We start from the raw sequence: 12,926 nt of genomic DNA on the forward strand, positions 1-12,926 counted from the left end.
CTGCTCAGTGCTTGAGCTTCGTCTCCTTCAGCCCATAGGTGCCGAGAACATAGGGCTCGAAGTCGACGACGTCCCTGCTCATCCCGAACAGGGCCTTCTGGTAGGCGATCGGAACGATCGGGGCATCCTCGGCGACTTTCTGCTGGATCTTGGCGTACAGCTCTTTCTGCCGGTCCTGGTCTTCTTCGGCCACGGCCTGCTCAGCCCACTTCTCCACATCGGGGTCGGCATAGCCCGAACGAACCCCGGAGTCGTCGGTGACGGCGAGGAAGTTGATCATCTGTGACGTGTCGGAGACATCGGAAGTCGCGTAGCTGACTTGGACTTGGAAGTCGCCGTTCGTCCGATTCGTCGTCAGCGTCGCATCGTCGAGTTTCTGGACGTGGACGGTCAAGCCGATGTCCTGCCACGCCTGCTGAGCAATTTGTGCGAGCAGCTCACGATCGGCGACACCCGAGGGGATCTGGATGGTGATGTCGATTCCGTCCGGATGGTCCGACTCCTTGACCAGCTGTTTGGCCTTCTCCATGTCGAATTGGCTGCTGTCGACCTTGTCCGAATGACCGGCAAGTCCCGGTGAGATGAATGAGGTCGCGGGCTCGGCGTAACCGGCGTACACCACCTCGACGATGGACTTTCTGTCGACCGCATAGGACATTGCGCGTCGCAGCTTGGGATCGTCGAGTCCCTTCTCCTTGTTGTTGATGTTGAAGTAGAGGATCTTCGTCGAGGTGAATGCCTGGGCGTTGATGTCCTGAGAGCGTGAGAGCTGACTCATGCTCAACGGGGCGGGCTCCTGATTGATATCGGCCTGCCCGCCCTGCAGCTGCAGACGACGGGTATTGTCGTCGGCGACGACGTTGAAGGCCACGGAGTCCAATGAGGGGACGCCCTCTTCCCAGTAGTTCGGGTTCTTCACCAGTTCGAGGCTCTGCCCCTTATTCCACTTGCCGACCTTGAACGGGCCAGTTCCGTCTGCATGTGAGGCCATGTACTCGGCGTCGTGTCCGCCGAAGTCGTCGGGGTAGATCGATGCGGCGAACAGCGCCATATAGCTCGGCAGGGGACCCCATGGCTGCTTCAGGTCGATGCGCACCGTCTGGTCGTCGACCTTCTTCACGTCTTTGATCGGGTCGAATTCGGCGGCCCAGAGGTTGTTCTCATCTTCCTGATCCCGCGCATAGTTGAGGGAGAAGACGACATCGTCGGCGTCGAGTGTCTTGCCGCTGTGGAACTTCACTCCCTCGCGCAGATGGAAGGTCCAGGACATCTTGTCCTCGGATTCCTCCCAATCGGTTGCCAGACCCGGGTCGACCCCCGACCCGTCGGGTTTGTTGAGAGTGAGAGTCTCGTAGACCTGCTGCAGCGTCCAGATGTCCTCATTCTGGGTCGTCGTCGGTGGCAGCAGAGTCGTCGCATCGGCGGCGCGAGCGAAGACGAGGTCGCCGCCGGGGCGAGCGGTCTTCTCTCCTCCCGAACCGCACCCTGCGAGGATCAGAAGGCAGGCGCAGAATGCTGCCGTCACCGCAGTGAATCGTCTGGCCATCACCCTTCCCCTCCTCGGAGACGATCGAGATAGTCGCTGTGGAAGGTCGGTATCGCCCTCAGCAGCGTCTTCGTATAGCCGTCGCGCGGAGACGTGAAGATCTCCTCGGTCGTGTTCTCCTCGACGAGGCGGCCGTTGTGGATGACGTAGATCCGCTCGCACAGCTTCCTGACGACGGCCAGGTCATGGGAAATGAAGAGAATTGATAGGTCGAGTTCCTCGCGCAGCCGGGCGAAGAGCGCGACGATCTCCGCCTGAACACTGACGTCGAGGGCGGAGACGGCTTCGTCGGCGACGATGATCCTGGGTTCGACGGCCAGCGCTCGAGCGATCGCCACCCTCTGCCTCTGGCCTCCCGACATGGCGGTCGGGGTGCGGTCGAGGAACTCCTCGGGCAGCCGCACCATCTCCATCAGTTCCGCACACCTGGCCCGCAGAGCGGCACCGGAAGCGAGACGATGGTGGCGGATCACCTCGGCGAGCGTCGCCCGCACCGTGTAGCGGGGATCGAGGGAGGCGAAAGGGTCCTGGAAGACCATCTGCACGATCCGCCACTGTGCGCTCGTGCGTTTCTGTGCGAACTCTCGACCGTCGACGCTCACTGTTCCGTCGTAGTCGCGTTGGAGTCCGCAGATGACTCGTGACAGAGTCGATTTTCCCGAACCCGATTCGCCGACGAGTCCGACGATCTCGCCGGGCCGGACGTGCAGGTCTGCGGAATCGACTGCGGTGAACGCACGGTCACCGCGGCCGAAGGTGACGGTGACGTTCTCGGCATGCAGTCCGCGCGCGGGCGCCGTCGAAGGTTGTGTCTCGGTCATCGCGTCTCCTCGGCAATGCCCTCATCGATTCGCGGAGTCGCCGTGAGCAGTCGACGCGTGTACTCCTCCTGGGGATCGTCGAAGACCTCCTGCAGCACACCGTGCTCGATGATCTGCCCGTCCTTCATCACGCTGATCGACGAACACAGCTGAGCGACCACCGCGAGGTCATGGGTGACATAGAGCAGGCCGAGGCCCTCATCCTGCTGCATGGTGCGGAAGAGATCGAGCACCTGCGCCTGGATCGTCACGTCGAGCGCCGTCGTCGGTTCGTCGCAGAGCAGAACCTGCGGCTCCTGGGCCAGCGCCGCTGCGATCATCACGCGCTGACGCATACCGCCGGAGAGCTGGAAAGGGTAGTTCCTGGCTCTGCGGTCCGGTTCGGCGATGCCGACACGGTCCATGAGCTCGACGGCGAGGTCGTGGGCCTGCTTCTTCGACATCCCTTTGCGTTCGGCGATGGCATCGGTGATCTGACGGCCGACCTTCATCACCGGGTTGAGGGCGATGGCAGGTTCCTGGAACACCATCGAGATGCCCGTGCCGCGGATGCGCTGATCGAATCGCCCACCCGGCCCGGAGCTGAGGACATTGCGACCGTCGAACCGGATCTCTCCGTCGACGACGGTGGCACCGGGTGGGAGCATTCCGAGGATGCTGCGCAGCGTCATCGACTTGCCCGATCCCGATTCGCCGACGAGCCCCATCGGCTCACCGGCCTCGAGACTGATCGACACATCGTCGAGGATCCGGCGTCGTCCGGCCTCTCCGTCGATGTCGACGGTGAGGGAGTCCACTTCGAGGATGGGCATGATCACCTCTTCGGCTTCAGCGTGTTCGTCAGGCCGTCGCCGATGAGCGCCAGTGCGAAGGACACGATGACGACGGCGAATCCCGGCCACAGGATGAGGCCGTAGTTGCCGGTGCCCATGTACTGCTGACCATCGTTCATCATCTGACCCCAGTCGGCGGTCGGCGGGACGATGCCCATGCCGAAGTAGCTGAGGGTGACGACGACGCCGATGTTGAGCACGATGTCACTCATCGCATAGATGACGCCCTGGCTGACGGTGTTCGGAATGATGTGGCGGGAGAGGATCCTTGGTGTGCTCAGGCCCGAAGCGCGGCAGGCGGAGATGAACTCCTGCTCTCTGAGGACGAGCACCTCGCCGCGGACGATGCGAGCGTAGGCCACCCAGGAAACGGCGCTGATGGCGACGAAGATGCTGCCCATTCCGTTGCCCATGACGAAGACGAGCACGATGACCAGGACGTAGAACGGGAAAGCCGAGACGATATCGGCCAGACGCATGATGACGATGTCGACCCAGCGACCGAAGTAGCCGGCCAGCGAACCGAGGACCGTACCGAGGATGAAGGGCACGATGACGGCGACGACAGCGACGATGAGGTCGACGCGACCGCCGTGAAGGAAGCGGGAGAGGACGTCTCGCCCGAGCTGATCGGTGCCCAACGGGTGCGCGACCGAAGACGGGGCGAAGGTGTTGAGCAGGTCCTGCCGATTGGGGTCGTCGGTGACGAAGAGCGGTCCGACGGCGAGCAGCAGCACCATCGCACCGAGAATGAACGCACCGATCCACAGCTGCAGATTGTGCCGCCGCATGAACGCCGGCAGGGGAAGCGTGAACCGCGCGGTCGGCGTCGCCCGGGACGCCGTGCCGCCGCGAGTCCGCGGCGGTTTCCCGTTGGGGCCACCGGCACCGGTCGCCGTGGGGGAGGTCATCGGTTCGGTCATCATGCCCCCAACCGCACGCGTGGATCGACGATGCTGTAGACGACATCGGTGAGCAGGTAGACGAGGACGACGAGGACACCGAAGATCACTGTCAGCGCCTGCACGACGTCGTAGTCGCGAGCGAGGACGGCTTCCATGAGGAGTGAGCCGACACCGGGGATCGCGAAGACGTTCTCGACGACGAGGGCACCGCCGACGAGGTGACCGACCTGGATGCCGAGGATCGAAACACCTGTGATTCCGGCATTGCGGAAGGCATAGTCGATCACCGTCCGCTTCCTGCTCAGTCCCTTCGACAGGGCGAAGTTCGTGTACTCGGCCGACATCGAATCGTTCAGTGCCGCTGTGAGGCTGCGGATGAGTACGGGGCAGATCGTCAGCGCGACAGCGAGACCGGGCAGAACGAGGGAGTAGAGGTGCTCACCGAAGTTGCTGCCGTAGCCGCCGACCGGGAAGATGCCCAGGTTCACGCCGAGGACGAGGATGAGCAGGGTGCCGACGAAGAACGCCGGCATGCCCTGGACGGTGGCGGCGAAGACCCTGGACACGATCGCCGAGGCGGCCGATCGTTTCGCCGCCACCCACAGTGACAGCGGGACGGAGATGACGACAGCGAACACCAAGGACACGAGCATGAGCAGCAGGGTCGCCGGCATCCGCAGCTTCAGCAGCTCGAGGACTGAGGTCTGGAAGATGAATGACTGTCCGAAGTCACCGACGAGGAGGCCTGCGAGGAACTGGAGATACTGGATGATCATTGGTTCGTCGAGTCCCCAGGCCTGACGAAGCTGAGCGACGTTCTCCGGAGTGGCTTTATCGCCGAGGTATGCGGCTGCGGGATCGCCGGGAGCCAGCTTCATGAGGATGAAGGACAGCGTGGCGACACCGAGGACGATCGGAATCATCAGCAGCACACGCCGGAGGATGTACTTGCCCACACCCACCCCTTCGCAGTGTGACCTGGATTACACCTGTCATTCTATTCGCAATATTGCTTGTCGCGGTGGTCCGGGACGCGGCGTGTCGACCTCTACGGGGCGGCGATGGCGGAGACGATCGTCTGGATCTGCGGAATGAGTTCCTCGAGGGTGCGGCCCTGCCTGTTCAGCCACTGATCGAGCTGCGCGGCGGACAGAACTGCCATGACCGCCTCAGCGCGGGTCCGAACCGGATCGGACGGGTTCGCATCTGTCGGCTCGGGGGCCGTGGGCGTCCACATCTCGGCGATGAGGATCTCCACGTGGCGACGCCAGAAGGGGTAGCTCTGCCGGTCGAACCGGCCTTTCGGCGAGCTGCTCTCGGTGAGCAGGACGAGGTCGAGGTTGCCGGCGATGTGCCGCAGGTACGCATCGACGAAAGCGGTGAGGCGCTCGCCCCCTGGAGCACCCGGGCCCAGGGGCGGAGGGCCCTGGAGCATGCGGGCGTGCATGTCCCGGACCCGGTCGTCGAGCAGAGCCGAGGCAATCCCAGGCTTGTCGGTGAAGTTGCGGTAGAGAGTGCCTTTGCCGACCCCTGCCCGCCGGGCCAGCTCATCCATCGTCAGCCCGTCCACTCCCTTGTCGGCCAAGAGGTCGGTCGCGGCATCGAGGATCTTCCGACGATTGCGCTGCGCATCGGCGCGCAGAGGGGCCTGCGAGGGCACCAGAGGGAGAAACTTCCCGTTCCCTCTTCCATAACCGGACTGCGGTCCGTTAATGTCGTCCATATACGGACTATAGTCCGGATCGGATTCGACTTCGAGGAGGCAGCAATGACATCGATCATCGTCAACGAACACGGGGGACCCGAGAAGTACGAGGTCACCGACGACTCACCAGCGGGTGCCGCTGCGCCGGCCGATGGTCAGCTGCAGGTCGGCCTGAGTCTGGCCGGGGTGAATTTCCTCGACGTCGTCCAGCGCCGCGGAGGGACACCGGTCACAGCACCGTTCGCCCCAGGAGTCGAAGGGGTCGGCACGGTCACCGCCGTGGGCGCCGGAGTCGACGGCTTTTCCGTCGGCGATCGCGTCGGCTGGATGACCGGTGGACAGGGCAGCTTCTCATCCACTGCCCTCGTCAGGGCGGACAAAGCCGTTCCACTGCCGGACGATATCGATGACGAGATCGCGGTTGCCGCTCTCATGCAGGGCATCACCGCCCACTACCTGACCACGAGCACCTTCCCCGTCTCGGCCAGCGACGTCGTGGTCGTCCACGCCGCGGCCGGCGGGCTCGGGCAGATGCTCACGCAGATCGCCGCGGCCAAGGGCGCCACCGTGATCGGCACGACCTCGACCGAAGAGAAGGCCGAGATCGCCCGAGCCAATGGCGCCGCCCACGTCTTCGGCTACGACGACTTCGCTGAGAAGGTCCGGGAGGTCTCAGATGGAGAAGGAGCCTCGGTGATCTTCGACGGCGTCGGCGCGACGACCTTCGAAGGCGACCTCAAGGCCCTGCGCACTCGCGGGACCCTCGTTGTCGTCGGCAATGCCAGCGGCCCTGTTCCCGCCGTCGAGGTCAACACCCTCAGCGCCTCCGGCTCCCTCTTCCTCACCCGACCGACCGTCGTTGACCACGCCAGGACGCCCGAGGAGCTGCGCTCGCGCACCGACGAGATCTTCGAATGGATCCGCAGCGGAGACCTCACCGTTCACATCGGCGACCGGTTTCCCCTCACCGAGGTGGCCGCCGCCTTCACAGCACTCGAATCCCGGGCGACGACCGGAAAGATCATCCTCGAACACTGATCGAGGAGGAGCAGAGACTCAGCGCAGCACGAACCCGGGCACGAGATCATCGAGCGGGTCGACCTCGAACGTCGAGGTGGCTACCCGGTAGGCGCTGCCGGTGACGACCGGGACGACGCTGTCATCGGTCTCTTCGAGCACTCGCGCCCGGAACGTCGTGCCGACGATCGACTCATGGACGAGCGTCTGCCCCGGGCGAAGCTCACCGGCGGCGTGGAGAGCGGCGACTCGAGCCGCCGTTCCCGATCCGCACGGCGAGCGGTCGACCTGACCGTCGGCGAAGACCGTGACATTGCGCTGATGCAGTTCGCCGCCGGGCAGAGTGCCGAACCGGTCGACGAAGATCGTGCCGTACACCCCGGAGAGCCGGTCATCCTCGGGGTGGACCGTGTCCCGGTGATCGGCGAGACCTGCCCTGATCTCCCGGCCCACGGCGATGAGCGCGGTGAGGTTCTCGGGCACGACTTCGCAACTCACCTCACCGAGGCGGCCCACCTCGTCGGCCTGAAAGGAACCGGCGGCAGCACCCAACTGAGCGACGTCGACGAGCGCATAGATCGCCCCGCCCCACGCGAGGTCGACCGTCACCTGGCCCAGGCTCGTATCCACCGTGATCCCCGAGGCGACGAGCCGGCTGGGCACGTTGACGAAGTCCACCGAGGTGGCCCGCCCTTTGGTGTCCGTGTGCACCTGCGCGCGCACTCGACCCGAGGGTACGTCGATCGTGACCTCCGTGGTCCCGGACGGATCGACGGCGACGATCCCGGAGGACACTGCCCATGCGCCGAGCGCCATCGTCCCGTGACCGCAGGCCGTGGAGAAGCCGTCCTTGTGCCAGAACAGGACCCCGAAATCGGCCCCGTCGTCATCGGGTTCGGTGATGAATCCGCCGTACATGTCCGCATGACCGCGCGGCTCGAAGCACAGCAGCCTGCGCAGATCATCGACTTCCGAGCCCGGCACGGCCAGTTCCCGCCGTTCTGCCACGCTCGCGCCGGGGATCTCGACCGGAGGTTCGGCGACGGTTCGGAACGGTTCGCCGGCAGTATGGAAATCGAAACTCGTGCAGATCGTCTTCACAGTCCCATTCCCACTCTCAGTCCTTCCAAAACTGCCGCATGCACATTGCGGGAGGCGACGGCATCACCGATCCGGTACAGCGAAAACTTCGGCCCCGCCTCGGTGTCGGCGGATGATTGATCCGAACCGGCACCGGTATCCGGCTGGGGCTGTCCGCGCACCCACGCCTCAAGATCTGTAGCTCCGTGGTTCGTCGACTGCGACTTGAGCTCCACGTAGACCTCATCGTTCGGGGTCGTCCCGAAATCGACGACCACCGCATCCGTGACGAGCTCGGACTCCCGATCCGAATAGTCATTGCGCAGCAGCGCCACGATCTCTTTCCCCTCGATCCGCGGCTTCTGCGTCAGGCGCTCGCCGAGGCGGACCTCGACTCCGAATTCGGAGAACACCTGCAGATAAGCCGGGGAATTCATCGACCCCACGTCGATGCCGATCGTGCGTTCGGGACTGACGTAGGTGACCTGCTGGCCGTTTCGAGCCAATCGTTCGACGGCATCGAGTGCCGGGTAGAATCCGTGGTCGTCGAAGACGAGTACCCGCTGCTTCGACTTCAGCCGGTCGTCCATGACGTCCCAGACGTCGAAGCTCGGTCCCTGCTCACGGAAGGGATACCCGGCATCGGGGACCCCTCCGGTGGCGACGATGACGACGTCGGGGTCGAGCGCGAGGATGTCGGCCGCCTCGGCGAAGGTGTTCAACCGCAGGTCGACACCGTGCTTCTTACACTGCTGGACGCGCCAGTCGATGATGCCGATGAGGTCGCGGCGACGCTGCGAGCGAGCGGCGATGCGGACCTGGCCGCCGGGAGCGTCCTCGGCCTCGAGCAGGGTCACTCGGTGCCCGCGGACGGCGGCAACGCGGGCGGCTTCGAGCCCGGCGGGACCGGCGCCGATGATGACGACTTGCTTTGGCCCGGTCGTGACGTCGTGGGGAACCTCCTGCGGCAGATCGGCCTCCCGCCCGGAGGCTGGATTGTGGATACAGGTGGCCGAACCGGAGGTGTAGATCGAGTCGAGGCACATGTTCGCGCCAACGCAGGGGCGGATGTCATCCTCGCGTCCTTCGGCGACTTTTCGCGCGAGGTGCGGGTCGGCGAGCTGGGCGCGGGTCATCCCGACAAGGTCGAGGCAGCCGTCGCTGATCGCGAACCGGGCGGTCGCGGCATCGGAGATGCGCGCGGCATGGAGGACGGGGATGTCGATGGCCTCGCGGATTCGGCGGCAGCTCTCGAGCCAGGGCGCCGAGGGGGTGCCCATGCCGGGGATCGCCTCGGCGAGCTGACGATCCGAATTGATCATCCCGACATTGAGGTTGAGGAAGTCGATGCCGTGGTCGGTGTAGGTCCGCAAGATCTCGGTGGCCCTAGTTTCGTCCATGCCGTCCTCGCGGCGTTCGTCGACGGCCATGCGGATGCCGAGGACGAAGTCTTCTGGAACTGACGAGCGCACGGCGTCGATGATGCGCGTCGGGAACTTGATGAGATTCTCCAGCTCGCCGGAGAACTCGTCGTCGCGGTCATTGAGCCACGGGGCGAGGAAGGAGTCGAGCAGGTGGCCGGCGTGCATGACCTCGAGCCCGTCGAATCCGGCGGCGGCCACGCGTTCGGCAGCGGCCGCGAAGTCCGCGACGATGCGATCCATATCGAAATCCTCGAGCGCCTTGGTGAAGGACCGGTGCGCTGCCTCCCGCGTCCGAGAGGCCGAGACCAGCGGCAGCCAGTCGCCGGCGAAGTTCGACGACCGGTGGCCCAGGTGAGTCGCCTGGATCATGATCGCCGCGCCTTCGTCGTGGCAGTCTCCGGCGATCGCGGACAGCCACGGAACCACCTCGTCGGTGGACAGGTCGATATTGCCGAACGCGGCGGGGGAGTCCTTCGACACGATGGCCGAACCGCCGATCATCGTCAGACCGACACCGCCGCGGGCCTTCTCCCGCTGATAGAGGCGGTAGCGGTCCTTCGGCATGCCGAGCTCGGTGTACGCGGGCTCGTGCGAGGTCGAGACGATGCGGTTGCGCAGCGTGAGTCCGCCGAGCTCGAATGGTTGGAGCAGCGGATCGGCAGACGCGTCCATCGCAGACGTGGTCGGTGCCGGTGCGCCGGTTGCGGGTTCGACGGTCATGGGTTCCTCCTTCATTGCAGGAACGTCACTGTGGGTACGACTCCGCGGGGGAGTCCGGGTGGGTAATCGATTACCGACTACATGCCTCAATGGTGCGATCTCGCGGTTATGCTGTCAATAGTCGGCGAGCAGATCGTCGCCGAAGAAAGCCACCGGAGACGGTGTGCAGCTTCTGGCTGCCGACCACGATTCGAAGGGGAGTGTGAGATGGAGCGAGTGAGAGCGCAGTCCGAATCGCTGCGCGAGCAGGCATTGGGCATCATCCGCGACGCCATCACCGCTGGTGAGCTCGCCGAGGATCGCATCTATTCGGCCGCTGGCCTGGCCAAGCAGCTCGGTATGTCACTCAGCCCCGTCCGTGAGGCGATGATGGCGCTCGTGACCGAGGGGACCGTCGAAGCCGTGCCCAATCGCGGCTTCCGTCTGGTCACCATCACCGAGGCGGACCTCGAGGAGATCATCGCCATCCGCGTCCTCCTCGCCGTTCCGGCCGCCCGCAGCCTGGCCGAGGCGGGCAGCGATGACATCGTCGGACGCGACCAGGGTGAAGGCGCGGACGCGTCTAGCGGATCGACGACCAAGGCAGACGCGGTGATCCGGCTGCGCGGCCTCGCCGAGGAGACCCTGGCGGCGGCCGAGGCCGGCGAACTCGCCGAGTTCTATACGCACGACCGCAGGTTCCATGAGGCCCTGCTCGAGCACGGCCTCGGCGGGAGAGCTGCAGCGATCAGCCTGCGCCTGCGCGATCAGTCGCGCCTCTACAGGCACGAGGATCAGATCGGGGCCATCGCGCTCGATTCCGCACGTGAGCTGCCAGCCATCGTCGACCTCATCGAGGAGGGCCGGACCGACGGGGTCGCCGACCTCGTGACGTCGAACCTCTACTTCTTCAAGCGCGTACCGGCCGAAGCCGACGGCTGACCTCCGCCACGTTCTGGGGCGTGTCAGCACCCGCGGGTTCAAGATTCATACGCACTGATGGAGATCACCACATATGAATCTTGAACCCGCTCATGCACGCGTCGTTCAAGACGACGCTGGGCCGCCCCGTAACGGGACGCCCCAGCGTCTTATGTATTCGATCGGCGAGCTCTGCCGATCAGGTATCGACTTCGATCAGGCGGGTGCCTTGTCGGGGTCGACGTCGACGATCGGCATGGACTCGATGTCCAGATCCGGGTTGTCCGTCTGAGTGCGAGCCAGTTCTTCGGCCTCTTCGTGGGTGTTCACCGTCGGGAACGAGCCCGGCAGCGGCTTGTGCGCCGATTCCTTCATGAGCAGCACGGCGACGAGCGCGACGACCGAGAAGAACAGGATGTAGAACGCGGGCATGTACGAGTTGTCGGTGAGATCGATGAGAGCCTGGGCGAACAGAGGCGTGGTGCCGCCGAACAGGGAGACGCCGAGGTTGAACGTCAGGCCCATCGCACCGTAGCGCGACGCGGTCGGGAACAGGGCCGGCAGCGTCGAGGCCAGGCAGGCGATGTAGAACCCGGCGGGCAGGGCGACCATGAACAGCGCCACCATCACAGCCCACATCTCACCGATCTGCATGACGGCGAAAGCGGGGACGATGAGGACGATCGTCATGATCGCGGCAGTGAGGAAGACGAACTTGCGTCCCAATCTGTCGGAGAGCCTGCCGATGAGCGGCAGGCACAGCGACATGATGACGAGGACCGGGATCGTGGCCACGGCGGCCTGGACGTTCGAGACCTTGACGGTCTCCTCCAGATAGGTGGGCATGAAGCTCGTCAACGCATAGCCGACGGTCTGAGAACCCGCGACGACGGCGATGCCGATGAGGATCTCTTTCCAGAAGTGGCGGATGACACCGATGAGGCCGTGGCGGGCGTACTTGTCGTCCTTGACCTTGATGTCGCGGCCGGCTTCCTCGCTCGATTCGAAGCTCGGGGTCTCCGGGATCTTCAGACGGAACCAGATGGCGACGATGCCGAGCGGAATGGCGAGGAGGAACGGGATCCTCCAGCCGCCGTCGAGCATCGCGTTCTCGCCGTAGATGGACGTGGTGATCACGGTCGTGATGGCCACGGTCCCGGCACCGGCAGCGAAGCCCAGGTAGGAGCCGACATCGAGCCAAGAAGCCCAGTAGCCACGGGACTTGTCCGGAGCGAACTCGGAGACGTAGGTGGTGGCGCCGGCGTACTCGCCGCCGGTGGAGAAGCCCTGGATCATCTTGAGCAGGTAGAGGGGGATGATCACCCACAGGCCGACCTGAGCCGAGGTGGGCAGGACGCCGATGAGGGCGGTGGCGGTGGCCATCGTGGCCATAGTGAAGAACAGGACTTTCTGCCGACCGATTTTGTCACCCAGTGGTCCTAGCACCATGCCGCCGAGCGGGCGAACGAGGAAGGACACGGCGAAGCCGAATAGGGTCACGAGCAGACCCATCTGCTCGTCCATACCCGAGGTGAACACGGAGGTCATCGTCACGGCCAGGTAGCCGTAGACACCGAAGTCGAACCATTCCATGAAGTTACCGACTGTGGTGCCGCCGATGGCGGTGCGGATCGATTTGGTTTCGACGACGATGCAGTCATCGGCCTCGAACCGCTTCTGTTTCTTTATTGCACGCCGTTCCTTGCGGGTCGGCTTCTTGTCTTTCTGCGCGGGTCTGTCGTGGCCTTCTGACATCAGTGGTTCCTCGTTTCAGCTGCTGCTGGGCAAGTTGCAGGGCCGAGTCGCCGGAATGGTGCGAACTCTGCGCGGCAGTTGCTGTCGGATTTCGACAATGCAGAACATCCTGGCTTGGTACTCAGGGAGTGTCAATAAAAATTGTGACACAGTTCACGGCGAATGCGCCCGAGGGTAGTTGCCTTCGTTGAAATTCGTCCAGTGATCCAGAAAATACGCA

At 64.4% G+C, this 12,926-nt stretch carries 11 protein-coding genes; 2 read left to right on the forward strand and 9 right to left on the reverse strand.

All coding sequences use genetic code 11. The annotated features are described in order from the left end of the window. Window positions 1-4 precede the first annotated feature (4 nt). The 6 genes from BEP01S_RS03305 to BEP01S_RS03330 form a co-directional block, all read right to left on the reverse strand. Window positions 5-1,546, reverse strand: a complete 1,542-nt coding sequence (locus tag BEP01S_RS03305; RefSeq protein WP_062240515.1) for an ABC transporter substrate-binding protein — start codon at window positions 1,544-1,546, stop codon at window positions 5-7. Then, window positions 1,546-2,367, reverse strand: coding sequence for an ABC transporter ATP-binding protein (locus tag BEP01S_RS03310; protein WP_062240523.1), 822 nt, complete (start codon window positions 2,365-2,367; stop codon window positions 1,546-1,548). Before BEP01S_RS03310 ends, BEP01S_RS03305 begins: the two co-directional genes overlap by 1 nt. After that, a complete protein-coding gene (locus BEP01S_RS03315) occupies window positions 2,364-3,179 on the reverse strand; it encodes an ABC transporter ATP-binding protein (protein ID WP_062240525.1) in 816 nt (271 codons plus the stop codon). Before BEP01S_RS03315 ends, BEP01S_RS03310 begins: the two co-directional genes overlap by 4 nt. Window positions 3,180-3,181: 2 nt before the next feature. Next, window positions 3,182-4,111, reverse strand: a complete 930-nt coding sequence (locus tag BEP01S_RS03320) for an ABC transporter permease (RefSeq protein WP_157070501.1) — start codon at window positions 4,109-4,111, stop codon at window positions 3,182-3,184. 11 nt (window positions 4,112-4,122) lie between these two features. After that, window positions 4,123-5,061, reverse strand: a complete 939-nt coding sequence (locus BEP01S_RS03325) for an ABC transporter permease (RefSeq protein ID WP_157070502.1) — start codon at window positions 5,059-5,061, stop codon at window positions 4,123-4,125. A 92-nt stretch (window positions 5,062-5,153) separates the two neighbouring features. Next, the gene (locus BEP01S_RS03330; protein WP_083532493.1) at window positions 5,154-5,828 is read right to left on the reverse strand and encodes a TetR/AcrR family transcriptional regulator; all 675 of its coding nucleotides are present in this window, start codon (window positions 5,826-5,828) and stop codon (window positions 5,154-5,156) included. A gap of 45 nt (window positions 5,829-5,873) precedes the next feature. Between BEP01S_RS03330 and BEP01S_RS03335 the strand changes: the two genes are divergently transcribed. After that, the gene (locus BEP01S_RS03335; RefSeq protein ID WP_062240534.1) at window positions 5,874-6,848 is read left to right on the forward strand and encodes a quinone oxidoreductase family protein; all 975 of its coding nucleotides are present in this window, start codon (window positions 5,874-5,876) and stop codon (window positions 6,846-6,848) included. Window positions 6,849-6,866: 18 nt separating this feature from the next. On the opposite strand, the gene BEP01S_RS03340 is transcribed toward BEP01S_RS03335, so the two are convergent. Together BEP01S_RS03340 and BEP01S_RS03345 are read right to left on the reverse strand one after the other, a co-directional pair. Beyond that, the gene (locus BEP01S_RS03340) at window positions 6,867-7,928 is read right to left on the reverse strand and encodes a proline racemase family protein (RefSeq protein WP_062240536.1); all 1,062 of its coding nucleotides are present in this window, start codon (window positions 7,926-7,928) and stop codon (window positions 6,867-6,869) included. Beyond that, window positions 7,925-10,051 carry an oxidoreductase gene (locus BEP01S_RS03345; RefSeq protein ID WP_306306247.1) on the reverse strand — a complete coding sequence of 709 codons (2,127 nt, stop codon included), beginning with the start codon at window positions 10,049-10,051 and terminating at the stop codon, window positions 7,925-7,927. Before BEP01S_RS03345 ends, BEP01S_RS03340 begins: the two co-directional genes overlap by 4 nt. A gap of 207 nt (window positions 10,052-10,258) precedes the next feature. Between BEP01S_RS03345 and BEP01S_RS03350 the strand changes: the two genes are divergently transcribed. Then, entirely contained in the window at window positions 10,259-10,972 is a 714-nt protein-coding gene (locus BEP01S_RS03350) for a GntR family transcriptional regulator (protein WP_062240538.1), read from the forward strand. A 195-nt stretch (window positions 10,973-11,167) separates the two neighbouring features. Here BEP01S_RS03350 and BEP01S_RS03355 read toward each other — a convergent pair whose 3' ends face one another. Beyond that, complete coding sequence (locus BEP01S_RS03355; RefSeq protein ID WP_083532494.1) at window positions 11,168-12,706, reverse strand: MFS transporter; 1,539 nt, start codon at window positions 12,704-12,706, stop codon at window positions 11,168-11,170. Between the last annotated feature and the right edge of the window lie 220 nt (window positions 12,707-12,926).

This window comes from Brevibacterium epidermidis NBRC 14811, assembly GCF_001570805.1.
Lineage (GTDB): Bacteria > Actinomycetota > Actinomycetes > Actinomycetales > Brevibacteriaceae > Brevibacterium > Brevibacterium epidermidis.